The organism is Azospirillum sp. B510 (assembly GCF_000010725.1).
Taxonomy (GTDB): Bacteria; Pseudomonadota; Alphaproteobacteria; order Azospirillales; family Azospirillaceae; genus Azospirillum; species Azospirillum lipoferum_B.
The window spans coordinates 308,089-327,624 of the sequence record NC_013855.1 but is presented as its reverse complement, the minus strand read 5'-3'; the positions used below and the strand labels follow the sequence as shown (position 1 = coordinate 327,624).

Sequence of the window (19,536 nt, the reverse complement as noted above, 5' to 3'; positions counted from 1 at the left end):
GGGGATCGCCATGGCGCGCAAGAAGAAGAAAAAGGGCGGTGCCCTCACGCTGATCCTGCTGGTCATCCCGGCGGGGCTGATCGTGCTGCCGACCACCATCCTGTTCGGCATCGGCATGATCCCGACCATCGTCGCCTATGTCGTCGACCGCGACCCCGACAAATCGGCGCCGATCACCGTCGGCGGCCTGAATTTCTGCGGCTGCATGCCCTTCGCCATCGATCTTTGGAAACACCAGCACACCCTCGGCGCCGTCGCCAAGATCCTTGCCGATCCGCTGGCCTGGCTGGTGATGTACAGCGCCGCCGCCGTCGGCTGGGGCCTCTATTACGGCATTCCGCCTTTGGTCGCCGGGATGGAGATCACCCGCGCCGAGAAGCGGGTCGAGGTGCTGAAGCAAAAGAAGGTGGCGCTGGTCCAGGAATGGGGCCCGGACGTCGCCGGCGATTATTTCGACGAGTCCGGGGAACCCGAAGCCCAGCCGGAAGGCGCCTGACGGACGGTCTTGCAACCGATCCCGTCGCCGGGGCATGATCGCTGGCGGGAGCCGCGAGGTCGGCCATGAGGATCGGATGTTCAGCGTCAGCCAGGATGAAGCCGCCGCGATCCAAAGGGCGTTTCACGAAAGCGGCGAATGGGCGGCCGTCGCCGAATTGCGGCGGCACTTCCACATTCAGGACAATGCGAACGCCCTGAATGCCGTCCGCTCCATCGTGCGATGGGCCCAGCCGCCGCATCCCGCGTCAACCTCCCCTGTTTGAAGCCGCCCTCCTGATCAGCGGTTTCAACCGATCAGACCGGCCACCGTCCGCGCGACCTCGGCATGGATCGAATCCTGCGCCTTGAAGCCTTTGGCCGTCTGGGTGAGGTAGCTGGCGATCAACACCGGCGCGCGGCCGTCCGGCCAGACGATGGCGATGTCGTTGGCGGTCCCGTTGGCGCCGGTCCCGGTCTTGTCGCCGACACGCCACCCCGCCGGCAGCCCGGCGCGCAGGCGCTTGTCGCCGGTCTTGTTGGCGATCAGCCAGTCGACCAGCCGCCAGCGGGAGTCCAGCCGCAGGACATCGCCGATCAGGAGCCGCTCCATGCCGCGGACCATCGCCGCCGGCGTGGTCGTGTCGCGCGGATCACCTGGGATGGCGCTGTTCAATGTCGGCTCGTTGCGGTCCAGCCGGGTGGTCTGGTCGCCGATGCCGCGCAGGAAGGCGGTGAGGCCGGCCGGATCGCCGACGCCGGGCAGCAGCAGGTTGGCCGCCGTATTGTCGCTGAGCGTGACCGCCGCCTCGCACAGTTCGGCCAGCGTCGGCGGCGTGCCGGTCAACCGGGTCTCCGAGAAGGGCGCATAGGGCAGGAGATCGGCCTTGGTCACCGGGATCCGCCGGTCCAGCCGGTCCTTGCCCTGGTCCACGCTCTTCAGGACAGCGGCAGCCAATAGAAATTTGAATGTGCTGCACATCGGGAACCGCTCGTCGCCGCGCCAGCCCCGCAGCCGTCCAGTGGCGGTGTCGAGCACCGCGACGCCGAGCCGCCCACCGCTCCGCTCCTCCAGCGCCGCCATGCCGGCCGCCAGCCCATCGTCCCCGGATGGCTTTCCATCCTTGACAGGCTTGCTCTCCTCAGCCTGCGCCGCGGCGGCCGACCAGAGCAGGACACCTCCCGTCGCCACCAGAAATCCACGTCGTCCGATCATCCCTTCCCCCCAATTGCCCGGTTGCGATGGCCGGACGATAGAAAGCCCCGGACATGCGGACAAACGAGCTTTCCTCGCCGAAGCCACAAATTAAACTTATGCCTTGCCGCCGCCGCTCCATGGCAGTCTATGGACCGCATCGGGAGAGGAAGGGGCCGGCGGATGCCTTTGCGCCAGGAGATGGAAACGGACCGCTTCGAGGCGAGAGCCGAAGACGGCAGCGTCCATGTGGTGGTCGAGATGACCAGCTTCATCCAGATGGTGACCTTCCGCGGTCCGGCCGGCTGGGTTCCGGACGGCAAGAGCCATCGCCTCGACGGCGGGGAGGCGGTGGAGCAGACGGAGGATGGCGGCTTCCGCATCGCCGCGTCCGGGCTGACGGTGCGGCGGATCGGCTGAAGCGGCCACGGCACCGTGGGCATCGCAACGAGATGTTCACAAACATATCCAGCGCTTTCCACTGGCATGGCCGGGCTGGTTGAGGTCATCCTCGCGGCAACGCCGGACGCCGGTCCAGCCGGGTCCGCAAATCAGGGAGACAGAGATCGTGACCGCGCCCTTCATTCTGTACGGCAATGTGAATTCCCAGCCCGCGACCCGCATCGCGCTGTTCTTCCGGCTTGCCGGCATTCCCTTCCACTACCGCCATCTCGACCTGCGGGCGGGCCAGCAGAAGTCGCCGGAATATCATGCGATCAACCGTTTCGGCCGGGTGCCGACGCTGGTGCATGGCGACCATTCGATTTCCGAATCCAGCGTGATCCTGACCTATCTGGCCGAACAGACCGGCCGGTTCGGCGGCCGCGACGAGGCCGAGACGCTGCGCATCGCCGAATGGCTGAGCTGGCTGGCCGACGTGCTGCTGCCGGTCCAGCGGGCGCGGGCCGTGCGCAAGTTCAACGGCGACGCCAACGCCCTGCCCTGGCTCGACGCCTCGGCGGCGAGCGGGCTGAAGCTGTTCGACCAGCATTTGGCCGGCCGCAGCTTCATCGAGGGCGAACGGCTGACCATCGCCGACATCTTCGCCTTCCCCTGGATCGATCTGCTGGGCGAGTCCGCCGTCGACGAGACGGACTATCCGAACGTGAAGAGCTGGGCCGACCGCATCCGCGCGCAGCCGGGCTACAAGCCGCAATATGAGCTGATGCCGTCGGCGGATGCGGAGTGCTGATAGGGGATAGGGCGGTCGCGGCGGGCATCCGCCGCGACACCCTCACCCCCGCATGTCGTCGATCACCTTGCCGTCATTCGGCAAACTCCCCGGCGCCACGAACTCCACCGCCCCCTTCAGCTTGGTGACCGACGCCAGCGTCTCGCGAAGGGTGGCGGCGAGCGCCTCGCCGCTCTCCGCCGCTTCGCAGCGCAGAATCATGGTGTCGCCGGCGTCCAGGCGCCCGACGACCAGACGGGCGCGGGCGATCTCGGGATGGCGGCGCAGCAGCTCGGCGACCTGGGACGGGTGGACGAACATGCCCTTGACCTTGGTGGTCTGGTCGGCGCGGCCCATCCAGCCCTTCAGCCGCATGTTGGTCCGGCCACAGGGGCTGGCGCCCGGCAGCACCGCCGACAGGTCGCCGGTGGCGAAGCGGATCAGCGGATAGGCCGGGTTGAAGATGGTGACCACCATCTCGCCGACCTCGCCGTCTGGAACCGGGTCGCCGGTGCCGGGGCGGACGATCTCGACGATGCAGCCCTCATTCACCACCAGACCGGACCTTGCCGTCGTCTCATAGGCGACGATGCCGAGATCGGCGGTGCCATAGCATTGATAGACCTCCAGCCCGCGCGACTCGTAGAAGGCGCGGGCGTCGGGCAGATAGGGGCCGCCCGACACGCTGGCGATGCGGATCGACGAGACGTCCAGCCCCAGCGCGTCGCCCTTCTCCAGGATGACCTTCAGGAAGTCGGGCGTGCCGACATAGCCGCGCGGCCTCAGGCTGGCGACGACCTGGGCCTGCATCTCGCTGTTGCCGGTGCCGGCGGGAATGACGGCGCAGCCGATGGCATGCGCCCCGGTCTCGAACATCGAGCCGGCCGGGGTCAGGTGATAGGCGAAGCAGTTGTGGACGAGGTCGCCGGCGCGGAAGCCGGCGGCGAACAGCGCGCGGGCGCTGCGCCAGGGATCGACGCCATGCGGCTCCGGATCATGGATCGGACCGGGCGAGGCGAAGACGCGGGCCAGCCGGCCGATCTCAACCGCAGCCAGACCGCCGAAGGGCGGGTTGGCCTGCTGCAAGGCGATCAGATCGGACTTGCGTGTCACCGGCAGGGTGGCGAGCGACGCGCGGTCGTGGATCGACGCCGGGTCGATGTCGGCCAGCAACCGGCGGAAATAGGGGCTAGCGTCCCTGGCGTGGTGCAGATGGGCGGGTAGCGCCGCGAACTGCTCGGCCTCGCGCCGGTCAGGGGAACGGGTTTCGAGGTCGTCGTGGAAATCGGTCATGGTCGTTCGTCCGTTCGGGGGTCGGCCGAGGTGACGCGGAGAGTGGCCCCTCAAATCCAGCGCTTGCGCCGCTTGAAGCTCTTGAGGTTCTTGAAGCTCTTGCGCTCCTCGTTGCCACCGCCGAGGTAGAATTCCTTCACGTCCTCATTGTTGCGCAGCTCCTCGGCGGTGCCGTCCAGCACGACCTTGCCGTTCTCCATGATGTAGCCGCGCGTCGCCGCCTGGAGGGCCATGCGGGCGTTCTGCTCCACCAGCAGGATGGTGACGCCGAGATCCTTGTTGATCTGCTGGACGATGCTGAACACCTCCTTCACCATCAGCGGCGACAGGCCCATGCTGGGCTCGTCCATCAGGATCAGCTTCGGCCGGGCCATCATCGCACGGCCGATCGCCAGCATCTGCTGCTCGCCGCCGGACAGATAGCCGGCGAGGCCGGTGCGCTCCTTCAGCCGGGGGAAATAGCTGAAGACCATGTCGAGATCGTCCTTCACCCCATTGTCGCGGCGGGTGTAGGCGCCGAGCCGCAGATTCTCCAGACAGGTCATGTCGGCGATGATGCGCCGGCCCTCCATCACCTGGAAGATGCCCTTGCGGACGATCCGGTCGGGGTCGATTCCGTTGATGCGCTCGCCATTGAAGGTGATATCGCCACGGGTGACCTCGCCATCCTCGGTCTTGAGCAGGCCGGAGATCGCTTTCAGCGTCGTCGATTTGCCCGCACCATTGGCACCGAGCAGAGCCACGATCTCCCCCTCCGGCACCTCCAGGCTGAGACCGCGGAGGACAAGGATCACATCGTTGTAGACGACCTCGATGTTGTTGACGGACAGCATCATCCGCTTCGCCGCCGTGATTGGCGGTACTACGAAAGCGCTGGTCGAAGCGGCCGTGGCGGTGATCGGCATGCGGCACCTGAACGATTTGGAAGAAAGGGGGCGCCCCCGCCGGGACGGGGCGGAGGCGCCGGACATTCAACGGCTCACCAGCCCAGCCACTCCGGCTTGCGCGGGACGTCGACGGTCGTCAGCTTCTCCAGCTTGATGGTGCCGGCCTTGACCAGATCATCGACGCTGGCGCCGGTGTCACCCGACACCTTGGCGCGGTAAATGTTGACCGCCGTCATGCCGCGATGGTCGGTGTCGGTCCAGGTCGAGGGAACGCACACACCCTCCAGCCCGGCGGGCACCCAATCCTTGTTCTGGTACATCGCCTTGCGGATGTTCGGGCCGGTGACGCCGCCGTTCTTCGAGGCCCAGTCCATCGCCTCCTTCATGTAGAAGGCGGTGCAGACGCCGGCCATGTAATGCACCGGGCGATAGGCTGTGCCCGCGGCGTCGGAGAGCTTGGAAATCTCCTTCAGCGTCTTCATGCCCGGAACATCCGCATTCCAGGTCACCGCCGTGCGCATCGGGAACACCACGCCATCGGCGGCCGAGCCGGCGGCCTTGGCGGCGTTCTCGTCCATGCCCCAGACATTGCCCATGAACTGGACCTTGGCGCCGACCGTCTGGCAAGCCTTCAGCACCGAGATGTTGGAGCCGGCGGTGTTGCCGAGATAGGCGTAATTGGCACCGGCCTGCTTCAGCGTCAGGCACTGGGCTGTGTAATCGCCGGGGGTCAGGGCGAACTGCACGGCCGGCAGCACGTCGAAGCCCAGCTCCTTGGCCAGCTGCTCGCCGGCATCCTTCGGCGCGTTGGGATAGGGGTGGTTGGCGCCCATATGGACATATTTCGGCTTGCCCTGGCCGCCCTGCTTCTTCCAATCGTCGGCCGCCCACATCAGCATGCCGCGCAGCGCGTCGGAATAGGAGGGACCATAGAAGAAGTTGTAAGGCGCCGGCTTGGAGCCGTGCGGGCCCTTGCCGGTCGGGTCGGTCAGATGGCCGGAGTAGGAGCCGGAATAGGCCGGGATCTCGTCCTTGCCGACGAAGCCGGTCAGCGCCTCGGTGTCGGCGGTGCCCCAGCCCTGGAGGGCCGCGATCTTGTCGCTGCCCGACGACCATTTCTTGTACTGGCTGATGGCGCGCGGCGCCTGATAGCCGTAATCGACGCTGTCGACCGCAAGCTTGGTGCCGTTGATGCCGCCCTTGGAGTTGATGTAGGCCAGCGCGTCCGCCACACCCTGGGCATAGGGCACGCCGACGTCGGAGGTGGCGCCGGACTGGTCCGCCAGATGGCCGACCGGGATGTCGGCATATGCCGTGGCGGAGGTCGCCAGCAGAAGGGCGGAGGTGGCGAAGAGCGCGGTCCTGATCGACATGGTGCGTTGACTCCCCAGTCTGTTCTGTTCGTTGATCGGCAAAAGCGTACGCGTCAGTGCGAGAAGGGATAGAGCTTCCAATAGGCCTTGATCTGCTTCCAGCGGTGGGCCAGCCCGTCGGGCTCGAACACCAGGAACAGAATGATGACGAGGCCGATCGACATCTCGCGCAGAAAGGCGATGTTGTCCTTCAGGTTCAGCGCGGTATCGATGGCGGTGCCGCTTACCAGCTTGGTCAGCGCCTGCATCGCTTCGGGCAGGAAGACCATGAAGGCGGTGCCCATCAGCGTGCCCATGATCGAGCCCAGTCCGCCGATGATGATCATGCCAAGGAACTGGATCGAGAAGAGGATGGTGAAGCCCTCGACCGACACGAACTGGAGATAATGGGCGTACAGCGCGCCGCCGATGCCGGCGTAGAAGGCGGAGATGCCAAAGGACATCGTCCGGTACTTCGTCAGGTTGATGCCCATGATCTCGGCCGAGAGATAATGGTCGCGCACCGCCACCAGGGCGCGGCCGTCGCGGGTCCGCATCAGGTTGGTGGCGAGGATGTACATCACCACCAGCGCCACCAGCGCCACATAGAAGAAGCGCTCGTCGGTGTCGAAGGCGAAGCCGAGGATGGTCAGCGGCTCGGCGATGGTGCCGGCGGTGCCGCCGGTGAACCAGTCGGCCCGCGCGAAGAAATCCTGAAGGATATACTGCGCCGCCAGCGTTGCGATGGCGAGATACAGGCCCTTCAGCCGCGCCGCCGGCATGCCGAACAGCAGCCCGACCAGTGTCGTCATCATGCCGGCCAGCGGGATGGCGAGCGCCACCGGAACGCCCAGGCTGTTGCTGGCCCAGGCCGAGGCGAAGGCGCCGAAGCCGAAGAAGGCGGAATGGCCGATGGAGATCTGGCCGGTGAAGCCGACCAGGATGTTGAGGCCCAGCGCGGCGATGCCGAGATAGCCGATCTGGATCAGCAGGCTGAGCCAGTAGCGGTCCATGAAGGCCGGGCAAGCCAGCAGCAGGACCACGCCCAGGATCGCGAAGTTGCGGCTGGTCCTGGTCGGGAAGATGGTGGTGTCGGACCCGTAGGAGGTCTTGTAGTCGCCGCTCGGGATGATGCTGACGGATGCCATGGGGTCCTCACACGCGCTCGATGTCTTTGGTGCCGAACAGGCCGTAGGGCTTGATCATCAGGATGGCGATCAGGACGTAGAAGGGCGCGATCTCGTACATGTTGCCCCAGTTCAGCCACTGGCTGTCGAGGTAGTGCGCCATGTTCTCCAGCACGCCGACGATCAGGCCGCCGACCACGGCGCCGATGACGCTGTCGAGTCCGCCGAGGATCACCGCCGGAAACACCTTGATGCCGAAGAAGGACAGGGCCGACGACACGCCGTTGACCACGCCCACCGTGACGCCGGCCACCGCCGACACCATGGCGGAGATCGCCCAGCTCATCGCGAACATGTGGCGGACCGAGATGCCGAGCGACTGCGCCACCTGCTGGTCGAAGGCGGTGGCCCGCATGGCGAGGCCGACCCGCGAATATTTGAAGAACCAGCCGAAGCCCGCCATGATCAGGATCGAGATGACCAGCGACATGACATAGACGGTCTGCACCTCCAGCCCGAACAGGTTCATGGTCGGGCTGGCGAAGATCGGCGGGAAGGGCTTGGCGAAGACGCCGAACATCCATTTCATCGCCGCCTGGAAGACGATGGACAGGCCGATCGTCACCATGATGACCGAGATGATCGGCTCGCCGATCATCGGCCGCAGCACCACGATCTGGAGGATGACGCCGAAGGCCAGCATGAAGGCCAGCGTGATCGGGAAGCCGATCCAGAAGGGCAACTGCCAGCTGGTCAGCAGCCACCAGCAGGTCCAGGCGCCGATCAGCAGGAATTCGCCCTGCGCGAAGTTGACGATGCGACTGGCCTTGTAGATCAGCACGAAGGACATGGCGACCACGCCATACAGCGCGCCGACGATCAGGCCGTTGACGAGAAGCTGGAAGAGAAGGGTCATGGCGTGGCCTCTTTCTGTCCCTCTCCCGCCCCGGGAGAGGGGGACCGCGAAGCGGTCGGGTGAGGGGGCTTCCAAGGATCAGGACGCCCGTTCTTTGCCGGACCCCTCACCCTCCCCGTGCTGCGCACGGGTCCCCTCCCTCGCCCGGGACGGGGGAGGGTTTGATTGGCGGTTTGCATCGCGCGCTCCTTACGCCGCGACCGTCTGCCGCGGCTCCTTGGCAGCGCCGGACACAAGGTCGATGACGGTCAGCGTCGTGCGGATGCGCTGTTTGGTGCCGTCCTGGAAGGCGATGGTGGTGTCGACGCCGATCTTCGGCTGGCCGGCATAGATGCTGTCGATGATGCTGCCGTATTTCTCGGCGATGACACCACGACGCACCTTGCGGGTGCGGGTCAGCTCGCCGTCATCGGCGTCCAGCTCCTTGTAGAGCAACAGGAACTTCGAGATGCGCTGGTAGTCGGGAAGCGTCCGGTTCACCCGCTCCACCTCCGCCCGCAGCAGATCGTAGACCTCCTGCTTCGACGACAGGTCGGAGTATGTGGTGAAGGCGATGCGGTTCTTCTCCGCCCATTTCGACACGATTGGGAAACGGATGCAGATGATCGCCGACAGATAGTCGCGCTTGTCGCCCAGGATCACCGCCTCGGCCACATAGGGGCTGAACTTCAGCTTGTTCTCGATATATTGCGGGCTGAAGCGGTCGCCCTTGGCGGTCGTGGCGATGTCCTTGATGCGGTCGATGATGACCAGATGGCCCTTCTTGTCGAAGAAGCCGGCGTCGCCGGTGTGCATCCAGCCGTCGCGCATGTCGGCGACGGTCGCCGTCTCGTTGCGGTAATAGCCGGCGAACATGTTGGGATGGCGGGTGACGATCTCGCCGACGCCGTTGTGGTCGGGGTCGATCACCTTCACCTCGATGCCGCCGTCGAACGGCACGCCGACCGTGTCGAAATCGACGTCGGCGCCGCGATGGACGGTATAGGCACCCATCGTCTCGGTCTGGCCGTAGATCTGGCGCAGCGGGACGCCCAGCGCCTGGAAGAATTTGAAGGTGTCGGGCCCGAGCGCCGCACCGCCGGTCGCCGCCGATTTCAGGTTGGTGAAGCCCAGCCGGTCGCGCAGCGCCTTGAACAGGATGGCGTCGGCCATCGCCGAGCGCCGCCCCTTCGCCAGCGCCTCCAGCCCCAGCTTCATGCCAAGGTCGAACATCTTCTGCTTGAAGGGCGAGGCGTCCATCATGCGGGCGCGCACATCGGCGGCGATCTGCTCCCACAGGCGGGGGGCGAACAGCACGAAGGTCGGCCCGATCTCGCGGAAATCATGCATCATCGTCTCGGCTTCCTCGACGAAGTTCACGCGCATCCGCGACACCATCCCCATGCCGACCGCATAGACCTGCTCCATGATCCAGGACAGCGGCAGGACCGAGACATAGTCATCCTCCGGCCCCTTGGGATCGGCCGACAGGTAGCTGGCGACATGGCGGATCAGCCGCCCGGCCGGCAGCATCGCCATCTTCGGGTTGGACGTGGTGCCGGACGTGGTGCAGAGGATCGCCACCTCCTCGCCCTTCGTCGCCGCGACCATGCGGTCGTAGAGATTCGGCTGCCGCGCATGCAGCTCCTCCCCCATGGCCACAAGATCGGTGACCGGCATCAGGCGGGGGTCGTGGTATTTGCGCATGCCGCGCGGGTCGGAATAGAGGATGTGCCGCAAGGTCGGCAGCCGGTCGGCGAGGTTCAGCAGCTTGTCGACCTGCTCCTCATCCTCGGCGAAGACGACCTTCACATCGGCATAGGTGATGAGGTAGGCGACCTCCTCGTCCAGCGCGTCGCGGTAGATGCCCAGGCTGTAGCCGCGCACGGCATGGGTGGCGATCTCGCCCATCACCCAGTCGGGACGGTTGTCGCCGAGAAGCCCGACGACCTCGCCCGGCACGACGCCGAGCTTGGTCATCCCCAGCGCGAAGGCGCGGACACGCGCCTGCACATCAGCCCAGGTGAAGGTGCGCCAAATGCCGAAATCCTTCTCGCGCATGGCGATGTCGCCGCCATGCTCACGCGCATGCAGGGCCAGCAGCTTCGGCAGGGTGTCGTTGACGACCAGATCGGGAAGGGGGACGGCGGACATCACGCGACCTCCTTGCGCGGGGGGATGACCGCCGCGGGCACATCCTCCTCGTCGTCATCCTCGCCCAGATAGGCGCGGCGGACGCGGGGATCGGCCAGCACCTCCTCCGGCTTGCCCTCGGCGATCTTCTTGCCGAATTCCAGCACCATCACCCGGTGCGAAATGTCCATGACCACGCCCATGTCATGCTCGATCATGACCACGGTCATGCCGAACTCCTCGTTCAGGTCGACGATGTAGCGGGCCATGTCCTCCTTCTCTTCCAGATTCATGCCGGCCATCGGCTCGTCCAGCAGGATCAGGTCCGGCTTCAGCGCAATGGCGCGGGCCAGCTCCACCCGCTTGCGCAGGCCGTAGGACAGGGTGCCGGCGGTCGCCTTGCGCACATGCTGGATTTCGAGGAAGTCGATGATCTCCTCCACCTCGCGGCGGTGGGACAGCTCCTCCCTCCGCGCACCGGTCAGCCAATAGAGCGACCCGGTCAGGAAATTGTTCTTCAGCAGGTGGTGGCGACCGACCATGATGTTGTCGAGCACGGTCATATGCCCGAACAGCGCCAGATTCTGGAAGGTGCGGCCGATGCCGAGCGCCGCGCGGTGGTTCGGGGTCATGCCCGTCACGTCGCGGCCCTTGAAATAAACCTTGCCGTCGGTCGGCCGATAGCGGCCGGAGATGCAGTTGACCATCGAGGTCTTGCCGGCCCCGTTCGGGCCGATGATCGAGAACAGCTCCCCCTTGCGGATGCCGAAACTGACGTCGGTCAGCGCATGGACGCCCCCGAAGCGCAGATTGACGCCCCGAGCCTCGAAGATGGTTTCCGCCTGGGTGGTGGGCGACTTTTGGCCAGGGGAATTTTGGCCAGGGCCGGGCTGTGCGACGGGCGCGCCGGACATTTCCTCCTCCGTTGCTGTTGGTACCGCTTCTCCGGGTCACGCACCGGCTCTTTGGCGGCCGGCTGGGTCCATATTGTGGACCGTTTCATGAGCAACTTCCTCACTATATACCGCGATGCTTTCTGTTTTCAACACTGACATTCCGCCAATGCATGTTTTTTGACGCGACAAGCGGTCGCGCGGTCCATATTATGGACCCCTATGAGCAGTCGCACCGACATCGCCCCCGCCGCTCCCAGCGCGGCGGGGGGCACCCAGAGCCTGGAACGGGCCATCGCCCTGCTGCGGGCGGTCGCCGAGGCCGGGACCGCCGGCGCGCGGCTGGCCGACCTGATGGCCGGGGTCGGGCTGTCGAAGGCGACCGCCCACCGGTTGCTGATGGCGCTGGCCCGCGATGGGCTGGTCGAGCAGGATGCCGGCAGCAAGCGCTATCACTTGGGCCCCGACCTGATGGCGCTCGGCGATCTGGCGGCATTGAGGCATCGCCCTCCGGCACCGGTTCCCCCTCCTGCCCTGCCCCAGCCGCCGGAAGCGGCCGCACCGGCGTCGGTGCCGTCCGCTCTGATGGTGCGGCCCTCGGCCTTCCTGAGGCCGGAATATCGCGGCGGCTCCATCGCGCTGGCGGCGCTGCTGTGCGACCGCCATGTCCGTGCCGCCGACGGCGCGCGGGCGGCGCTGCTGCATGAAAGCGTGGCCGGACAAACGACGGAACTGAGCTTCGCCCGGCTGGCCCGCGATTCGGCGCGCTTCGCCACCGTGCTGGCCGGCATGGGGGTGGGAGCCGGCGACCGGGTGGCGGTCCTGCTGCCGAAGGGGCCGGAGTTGCTGATCACCGCGCTGGCGATCTGGCGGCTGGGCGGCGTCTACATGCCGCTGTTCACCACCTACACCGCGTCGGCCGTCGCCTACCGGCTGGCCGACAGCGAGGCGCGGGCCATCGTCACCAACGGCTTCCTGCGCCGCAAGGTGCCGCGCGACAACACCCGTCCGGTGGTGACGGTGGAGGGGGACGAGGCCTTCGGCCCCGACGCCGTGCCCTTCTGGTCGTCGCTGCACGAGGCCGTCCCGCTCGCCGAAATCGCCCGCTACCGCGAGGACGACGCCTTCGCGCTGATCTACACCTCGGAATCCGAGCCGACGCCGCTCGGCGTCTCGCTGCCGGTCAAGGCCCTGTCGGGGATCGAGCAGTACATGCGCATCGGCCTCGACCTGCGCGACGACGACATCTATTGGAACATGGCCGATCCCGGCTGGGCCTATGGCGCCTATTACGGTCTGGTCGGACCGCTGCTGCTGGGACGGACGACGATCTTCTGCGACGGCCCCTACGATGTGCGGCAGGGCTACCGCATGCTGACGAAGTTCGGCGTCACCAACCTGACCGCCGCCCCGTCGCAGATCCGGGCCTGGCACGGCGCCGATCCTGGCGTGTCGCATCAGGCCGCGCTACGCATCCTGTCAGTGGTGGGCGAACCGTTGCCGCCCGACCTGATCGCCTGGGCGAACCGGACGGTGAAGGTCCCTCTGCTCGACCAATATGGCCAGCGCGAGACCGGCATCTTCATCGTGAACCGTTACGACCCGGACGGGCCGGAGAATGGCGACGCCGCCCAGCCGCCCAGCGGCTCGCTCGGCCGCCCGATGCCGGGGTTCCGCGTCGTCATCCTCGACCCCGACGGGCAGGAGGCGCCGGTGGGCGGGGCCGGCGAACTCGCCATTGACGTCGACCACTCCCCGCTGTTCTGGTTCGAAGCCTACGCCAACAACCCGAACCGTACCGCGCAGCGCTTCCGCCATGGCCGGCGCTATTACATGACCGGCGACCGGGCCTTCCTGGACGGGGACGGCAACATCCATTACCGCGGCCGGGCGTCCGACGCGATCCAGATGCAGCAGGGCGAATAGGCAGCGGCCTTCCTTTTCGGGTATAGATCGCCTTCGGGACCAAGGCCGCGGCAGCCGGCAACGCGCGAAGGACGGGTATGGAATCCAAGACGAAGAACCGCGAATCCTGGCTGGCCGCCGCCTTCGCGGCGTTGGCCGAAGGCGGCGTCGACAAGGTGCGGGTGGAGGTGCTGGCGAAGGCGCTGAAGGTCACCAAGGGCAGCTTCTACTGGCATTTCCGCGACCGCACCGACCTGATGGCCGCGTTGCTGGAGAGCTGGAAACTGGGCCGCATCGCCGCCATCACGGACCAGACCCGGCTGGACGGGCGCGAGCCGGCGCAGCAGTTGCGCGACCTGCTGGCGCTCTATGGCGGCAACAAGCCGCGCGGCATGGCGATCGAACTGGCGGTACGCGACTGGGCCCGGCGCGACCCGGATGCGAAAGGCGTGATCGCCGAGGTGGACCGCGAGCGCCTGCGCAGCGTCGCCGGCCTGTTCGCCGCGCTCGGTCTCGCTCCCGACCAGGCCTTCGCCCGCGCCTATCTGTTCTACGCCTTCGCCTTCGGCCAGGGGCTGCTGGCGCCGGACGCCGCGGCCGACCGGACCGAGCGGATGCGGGCGATCTGCGCCGACGTGCTGGTCCCCGAGACGCACAAGGTTCCTTAGAGTCTGTCCGAAGCGATCGCGCTCTAACGCGGCATGCGGCTCTGCGGGGTTTGGTAGACCTCGCTGAAATGGGTGCGGAACAGGCGCATGGCCGGCGTCAGCGCCACCCCCTGGCGCCAGGCCAGCCCGACATCCATGGCGGGAACCCGCTCCCGCATGATGATGGTTTCGATGCGTTTCCCTTCCAGCGACCAGGGCCGGTAGACCATGTCGGACAGGATGGTCACGCCCTGGCCGTTGGCGACGATCGACCGCACCGCCTCGATCGAGGAGGTGCGCAGCCGGATATTGGGACGGAAGGGCGAGGCGCTCCAGTAGCGCGTCGTCCAGTGGGCGGCCTCGTCCACCGTCAGCATGATGTAGGGATGCTCGGCCACATCCTGCAAACCGACGGATTCGAGGTCGAGCAGCCGGTGCCCGGCCGGTACCCACAGGCGCCGCTGGCTGCCAGTCAGGGTTTCGGTCGTCAGCTCCGGATTGCTGATGTTGGAGGTCAGGACCACCGCCATGTCGAGCCGGCCGGTGATCAGATTGTCCTCGATCATCTCGCGCGTCAGTTCATGGATGTGGATGCGCAGGTTGGGATAGCGCCGCTCCAGCCGTTCCAGATGCTGCGGCAGAAAATATCCCAGCACCGTATAGCTGGCGCCGATGGTCAGGCTGCCCGCCACCTCCGCCGCGGTGTCGACCGGGTGCAGCGCCTCCTCCACGCTGGCCATGATGCGGTGGCTGGCGGCCAGGAAGCGGCGGCCGGTGTCGGTCAGCTCCATACCCTGGGCGGTGCGGACGAACAGGCGCCCGCCCAGCTCGGCCTCCAGCTCCTTGATGGCCGAGGTGATGGCCGACTGCGAAATCGACAGTTCGCGCGCCGCCCGCGACACCTGACCCAGATTGGCGGTGGCGACGAAATATTTCACATGGCGGAAATTCAGCATGCCAAACCTCGGAATTTAGCGCGTCGATATATTGATAAATCAGAAAATGCCTAAAATTTGACTAGGCGCCATCGCCTCAGAATCCCCTATCGCATGGTGATTTGCCTGATATACAGGCGGATTTTTCCAACGGAAAATCAGATAAAGCAATCGCATAAATTAGAAATTGCAAAGGACCTGAAACGACATACGCTCAGATGGCAAGGCAGCCATTCCACAGACTCATTTCCCGGAATGAGCCGGCCTCATAAGCAAGCAAGGGAGTAAGGCGTTGGCCCGCACAATGGTCGATCTCAACTGTGACCTCGGCGAGGGGTACGGCCAGTGGACGCTCGGCGAGGCTTCCGACGACGCGCTGATGGACCTGATCAGCTCCGCCAATGTCGCCACCGGCTTCCATGCCGGCGATCCGAACCTGATGGATCGCGTGGTGCGGCTGGGGGTGGAGCGCGGCGTGGCGCTGGGCGCCCATCCCGGCTATCGCGACCTCCAGGGGTTCGGCCGCCGCGTGATCCAGGCCAAGCCGGAGGAACTGGTCAACGACATCCTCTATCAGGTCGGCGCGCTGCGTGAATTCGCCCGCCGCCACGGTACCCGGCTGCAACATGTCAAGCCGCACGGCGCCCTCTATATGGAGGCGGCGAAGGACGAGACGCTGTCCCGCCTGATGGTCGAGGCGCTGCTGAAATCCAGCCCGGACACGCTGCTGTTCTGCATGGACGTGTCGGAGACCTGCGCCGTCGCCGAGGCGTCGGGCCTGCCGGTGATCCGCGAATTCTACGCCGACCGCGACTATGACCGCAGCGGCTCCATCGTCTTCGCCCGCCGCATGCGCCCGCTCGCCCCGGCGGAGGTCGCCGACAAATGCGTGCGCGCCTGCCGCGACGGCAAGGTGCGGACGGTGGAGGGCGACGACATCGACATCGATTTCGACTCCATCTGCTTCCATTCCGACACGCCCGGCGCGCTCGCCATCGGCACCGCGGTGCGGAACGCCCTGCTGAAGGAGGGGCTGCGCATCGTCGCCGCCGCCGATCTGGTCGTCCAAACGCGCTGACGTCTTTCGACTTCCCAGCCCGCCACTGGCGGCCCGCCAAGAACAGCCCGTTGAAGAAGGATAGTTTCGATGCCCGAGATCCGCTCTCCCCTGCCCGGCTCCTTCTACCGGCGTCCCGCCCCCGGCCAGCCGCCCTTCAAGGAGGTCGGCGACAAGGTGGAGCCGGGCGACGTCATCGGCCTCGTCGAGGTGATGAAGAGCTTCAACGAGATCCGCGCCGACGTCGCCGGGACCATCCTGAGCTTCGCGGTGGAGGATGAGGAGCCGGTGATGGCCGGCGCCGTCCTCGTCGAGCTGGAAGGCTGAGCGCGATGACGATCCGCCGCCTGTTCGTCGCCAACCGCGGCGAGATCGCGGTGCGGATCATCCGCGCCGCCAAGAGCCTGGGCATCGAGACGGTCCAGGCCTATTCCGAAGCCGACCGCGACATGCTGGCGGTCAAGCTGGCCGACGAGGCCGTCAGCGTCGGTCGCCCGGCCGCCCGCCACTCCTACCTCGACGCGGCGGGGTTGGTGGCGGCGGCGCGGAAGACCGGCTGCGACGCCGTCCATCCCGGCTATGGCTTCCTCGCCGAGAATGCCGAATTCGCCGACATGGTTGAGAGCTTCGGCATGGTTTTCGTCGGTCCGAAGGCCGACACCATCCGCCGCATGGGCGACAAGGCCGCCGCCCGCGAGGCCGCCATCGCCGCCGGTGTGCCGGTGGTGCCCGGATCGAAGGGCCGCGTCGCCGATGTGGACGCGGCACTCGCCGCCGCGGAGACCATCGGTTATCCGGTGATGATCAAGGCGGCGGCCGGCGGCGGCGGTCGCGGCATCCGCATCGCCGAGACGCCGGACGATCTGCGCCGCCTCGCGCCACAGGCCCAATCGGAGGCCCAGGCCGCCTTCCGCGACGGCGGCCTTTATCTGGAACGGGTGATCGAAAACGCCCGCCACATCGAGGTGCAGATCCTCGGCGACGGCAGCCGGGCCATCCACTGCTTCGAGCGTGAATGCTCGCTGCAACGCCGCCGCCAGAAGGTGTGGGAGGAGGCGCCGGCCGCCTGCCTGGACGAGGCCACCCGCCAGCGGCTCTGCGCCTCGGCGGTGGCGCTCACCGAAAGCGTCGGCTACCGCGGCGCCGGCACGCTGGAATATCTCTATGACGAGCCGAGCGGCGCCTTCTTCTTCATCGAGATGAACACCCGCATCCAGGTCGAGCACCCGGTGACCGAGATGATCACCGGCATCGATCTGGTCGCGGCGATGATCCGCATCGCCGGGGGCGAGCCGCTGCCCGTCACCCAGGATCAGGTGACGCGGACCGGACACGCGATCGAGGTGCGCATCAATGCCGAGGATCCGGCCGCCGGCTTCCTGCCCTGCCCCGGAACGGTCGAATACCTGTCGGTGCCGACCGATCCGGCGATCCGCTTCGATGGCATGATCTATGAAGGCTACACGGTTCCGCCCTTCTACGATTCCCTGCTCGGCAAGCTGATCGTGCATGGCGCCACCAGGGGCGAGGCCATCGACCGCATGGCGGCGGCGCTGGAAGGCTTCACCCTGACCGGGCTGAAGACCACCGTGCCGCTGCACAAGGCGCTCGCCGCCGATCCGCAGGTCCGGGCGGGCAAGGCGCACACCCGGTTCCTGGAAGGCTGGCTGGCCGGGAACCCCGCATTCAATCCCCCGAAGGCCGCGCAATAGGAGCACCGGATGCAGACCCGCTATTCCTACGGTGGCGACGAGCACATCTTCGTCGAGATGGACGAGGAGATGTCGCTCGAAGCCTTCTTCAAGAGCATGTCGATCACCAACGCGGTCCGCGCCGCCCACATCGACGGCATCACCGAGATCTGTCCGGCCAACGGCAGCTTCCAGATCAAGTTCGATCCCGACCGCATCGCCCCCGATGAGCTGATGGGCCGGCTGCGCGCGCTCGAACAGGCGGCCGACAAGGCGGAGAAGCGGCTGGAGACCCGCATCGTCGAGGTGCCGGTCTATTACCGCGACCCCTGGACCACCGAAACGCTGATGCGCTTCCGCGAACGGCACCAGGATCCGCAGAGCACCGATCTGGAATACGCCGCCCGGATGAACGGCTACGACACGGTGGAGCAGTTCATCCACGCCCACCATGCCTCGCCCTGGTTCGTGTCGATGGTCGGGTTCGTCGCCGGCCTGCCCTTCCTCTACCAGCTGGTCGAGCGCTCGCGGCAAATCCAGGTGCCGAAATATTTGCGCCCGCGCACCGACACGCCCAAGCACACCATCGGCCATGGCGGCTGCTTCGGCTGCGTCTATTCGGTGCGCGGTGCCGGCGGCTATCAGATGTTCGGCATCACGCCGATGCCGATCTACGACCCGACCCAGAAGGTCTCCCACCTGCGCGAATTCATGGTGTTCTTCCGCCCCGGCGACATCGTGAAATGGAAGCCGATCGACCGCGAGGAATATGACGCCGTCACCGCCGACGTCGCGGTCAACCGCTATGAGCCGCGCATCCGCAAGGTCACCTTCGATCTGGACAGCTTCAACGCGGACATCGACGGCACCAACCAGCGGCTGATGGAGACCCTCCATGGCGTTTAAGGTTCTGAATCCCGGCCTGCTGACCACCGTCCAGGATCTCGGCCGGCCCGGCTATTTCCATCTCGGCATCCCGATGTCGGGGGCGATGGACCGCTATGCGCTGCGCGCCGCCAACCTGCTGGTCGGCAACCCGGAAGGGGCGGCGGCGCTGGAGGCGGTCTTCATGGGGCCGCAACTGGAATTCGAGGTCGACGCCACCGTCGCAGTCACCGGCGCCGACCTGCCGGCCCGCGTCGACGGCGAGCCGCATCCGGCCTGGACCGCCTTCCCGGTGCGGGCCGGACAGGTGCTGTCCTTCGATTATCTGAAGGGCGGCGCCCGCGCCTATATCGCGATTTCCGGCGGCATCGACACCCCGCCGGCGCTGGGCAGCCGCTCCACCTACATCATCGGCGCGCTCGGCGGCCATCACGGCCGGGCGCTGGCGGCGGGCGACATGGTGCCGCTGGGCACGCCGGGCGCCATCCGCCACGGCAGCGAGGTGCCCGAGGCGCTGCGCCGCACGGTTGGCAAGAGCGCCGAGCTGCGCGTGCTGCCCGGCCTCTACTGGCGCCTGATCACCGAGGAGGCCGGGCGCAACTTCTTCGAGGATGGCTGGAAGGTGGCGCCCGAGGCCGACCGCATGGGCTACCGCTTCCGCGGCGGCCGTCCCTTCACCTTCGAACCGCGCGAACAGCCCTTCGGCGCCGGTTCCAACCCGTCCAACATCGTCGACGCCTGCTATCCCTACGGCTCGATCCAGGTGCCGGGCGGCACCGAGCCCATCGTGCTGCATCGCGACGCCGTGTCGGGCGGCGGTTACTTCACGCTGGGTGCGGTGATCTCCGCCGACATGGACCTGATCGGCCAGATGCAGCCCCACACCGGCGTGCGTTTCGTCAAGGTCGATATGGAAGAGGCGCTGACCGCACGCGCCGACGAGGCCCACAGGCTGGCCCGCCTGCGCGAAGCGCTGGCCTGACAGGCGGGGAGGCG

20 protein-coding genes are annotated in these 19,536 nt (G+C 66.7%); 11 read left to right on the top strand and 9 right to left on the bottom strand.

Annotation, left to right across the window (positions count from 1 at the left end):
• The first annotated feature begins 10 nt into the window (after positions 1-10).
• Positions 11-496, top strand: a complete 486-nt coding sequence (locus tag AZL_RS16760; RefSeq protein WP_012975687.1) for a hypothetical protein — start codon at positions 11-13, stop codon at positions 494-496.
• 76 nt (positions 497-572) lie between these two features.
• Positions 573-761, top strand: coding sequence for a hypothetical protein (locus AZL_RS16755; protein ID WP_247894391.1), 189 nt, complete (start codon positions 573-575; stop codon positions 759-761).
• Positions 762-784: 23 nt separating this feature from the next.
• On the opposite strand, the gene bla is transcribed toward AZL_RS16755, so the two are convergent.
• The gene (gene bla / locus AZL_RS16750) at positions 785-1,690 is read right to left on the bottom strand and encodes a class A beta-lactamase (protein ID WP_012975685.1); all 906 of its coding nucleotides are present in this window, start codon (positions 1,688-1,690) and stop codon (positions 785-787) included.
• Between the two features lie 162 nt (positions 1,691-1,852).
• Between bla and AZL_RS16745 the strand changes: the two genes are divergently transcribed.
• Complete coding sequence (locus AZL_RS16745) at positions 1,853-2,089, top strand: hypothetical protein (protein ID WP_042444112.1); 237 nt, start codon at positions 1,853-1,855, stop codon at positions 2,087-2,089.
• A gap of 148 nt (positions 2,090-2,237) precedes the next feature.
• Positions 2,238-2,861 (top strand): glutathione S-transferase family protein, encoded by a 624-nt coding sequence (locus tag AZL_RS16740; protein ID WP_012975684.1) that lies wholly within the window; start codon positions 2,238-2,240, stop codon positions 2,859-2,861.
• A 42-nt stretch (positions 2,862-2,903) separates the two neighbouring features.
• On the opposite strand, the gene AZL_RS16735 is transcribed toward AZL_RS16740, so the two are convergent.
• The 7 genes from AZL_RS16735 to AZL_RS16705 form a co-directional block, all read right to left on the bottom strand.
• Positions 2,904-4,133, bottom strand: coding sequence for a phenylacetate--CoA ligase family protein (locus tag AZL_RS16735; protein WP_012975683.1), 1,230 nt, complete (start codon positions 4,131-4,133; stop codon positions 2,904-2,906).
• A 50-nt stretch (positions 4,134-4,183) separates the two neighbouring features.
• On the bottom strand, positions 4,184-5,038 hold the full coding sequence (locus AZL_RS16730; protein WP_012975682.1) for an ABC transporter ATP-binding protein: 855 nt from the start codon (positions 5,036-5,038) through the stop codon (positions 4,184-4,186).
• Positions 5,039-5,112: 74 nt separating this feature from the next.
• Entirely contained in the window at positions 5,113-6,393 is a 1,281-nt protein-coding gene (locus AZL_RS16725; protein WP_012975681.1) for an ABC transporter substrate-binding protein, read from the bottom strand.
• 53 nt (positions 6,394-6,446) lie between these two features.
• The gene (locus AZL_RS16720) at positions 6,447-7,520 is read right to left on the bottom strand and encodes a branched-chain amino acid ABC transporter permease (protein WP_012975680.1); all 1,074 of its coding nucleotides are present in this window, start codon (positions 7,518-7,520) and stop codon (positions 6,447-6,449) included.
• A 7-nt stretch (positions 7,521-7,527) separates the two neighbouring features.
• Positions 7,528-8,415, bottom strand: coding sequence for a branched-chain amino acid ABC transporter permease (locus AZL_RS16715; protein WP_012975679.1), 888 nt, complete (start codon positions 8,413-8,415; stop codon positions 7,528-7,530).
• Positions 8,416-8,604: 189 nt separating this feature from the next.
• Positions 8,605-10,548: a long-chain fatty acid--CoA ligase gene (locus tag AZL_RS16710; RefSeq protein WP_042444107.1), complete on the bottom strand. Its 1,944-nt coding sequence runs from the start codon at positions 10,546-10,548 to the stop codon at positions 8,605-8,607.
• Positions 10,548-11,441 (bottom strand): ABC transporter ATP-binding protein, encoded by an 894-nt coding sequence (locus AZL_RS16705; protein WP_012975677.1) that lies wholly within the window; start codon positions 11,439-11,441, stop codon positions 10,548-10,550. Before AZL_RS16705 ends, AZL_RS16710 begins: the two co-directional genes overlap by 1 nt.
• Positions 11,442-11,642: 201 nt before the next feature.
• Between AZL_RS16705 and AZL_RS16700 the strand changes: the two genes are divergently transcribed.
• Both AZL_RS16700 and AZL_RS16695 read left to right on the top strand, forming a co-directional pair.
• The gene (locus AZL_RS16700; RefSeq protein ID WP_012975676.1) at positions 11,643-13,346 is read left to right on the top strand and encodes an AMP-binding protein; all 1,704 of its coding nucleotides are present in this window, start codon (positions 11,643-11,645) and stop codon (positions 13,344-13,346) included.
• Positions 13,347-13,423: 77 nt separating this feature from the next.
• Positions 13,424-13,993, top strand: a complete 570-nt coding sequence (locus AZL_RS16695; protein ID WP_012975675.1) for a TetR/AcrR family transcriptional regulator — start codon at positions 13,424-13,426, stop codon at positions 13,991-13,993.
• 23 nt (positions 13,994-14,016) lie between these two features.
• Here the strand turns inward: AZL_RS16695 and AZL_RS16690 are convergent, their stop codons facing one another.
• Positions 14,017-14,928, bottom strand: coding sequence for a LysR family transcriptional regulator (locus AZL_RS16690; protein WP_012975674.1), 912 nt, complete (start codon positions 14,926-14,928; stop codon positions 14,017-14,019).
• Positions 14,929-15,199: 271 nt separating this feature from the next.
• Between AZL_RS16690 and AZL_RS16685 the strand changes: the two genes are divergently transcribed.
• The 5 genes from AZL_RS16685 to AZL_RS16665 all read left to right on the top strand — a co-directional run bounded on the left by AZL_RS16685 (position 15,200) and on the right by AZL_RS16665 (position 19,522).
• Positions 15,200-15,985, top strand: coding sequence for a 5-oxoprolinase subunit PxpA (locus AZL_RS16685; protein WP_042444105.1), 786 nt, complete (start codon positions 15,200-15,202; stop codon positions 15,983-15,985).
• A 69-nt stretch (positions 15,986-16,054) separates the two neighbouring features.
• Entirely contained in the window at positions 16,055-16,291 is a 237-nt protein-coding gene (locus AZL_RS16680; RefSeq protein WP_012975672.1) for an acetyl-CoA carboxylase, read from the top strand.
• A gap of 5 nt (positions 16,292-16,296) precedes the next feature.
• Complete coding sequence (locus AZL_RS16675) at positions 16,297-17,676, top strand: acetyl-CoA carboxylase biotin carboxylase subunit (protein ID WP_012975671.1); 1,380 nt, start codon at positions 16,297-16,299, stop codon at positions 17,674-17,676.
• A 9-nt stretch (positions 17,677-17,685) separates the two neighbouring features.
• A complete protein-coding gene (locus tag AZL_RS16670; RefSeq protein ID WP_012975670.1) occupies positions 17,686-18,561 on the top strand; it encodes a 5-oxoprolinase subunit B family protein in 876 nt (291 codons plus the stop codon).
• On the top strand, positions 18,551-19,522 hold the full coding sequence (locus AZL_RS16665) for a biotin-dependent carboxyltransferase family protein (RefSeq protein ID WP_012975669.1): 972 nt from the start codon (positions 18,551-18,553) through the stop codon (positions 19,520-19,522). Before AZL_RS16670 ends, AZL_RS16665 begins: the two co-directional genes overlap by 11 nt.
• Positions 19,523-19,536 lie beyond the last annotated feature (14 nt).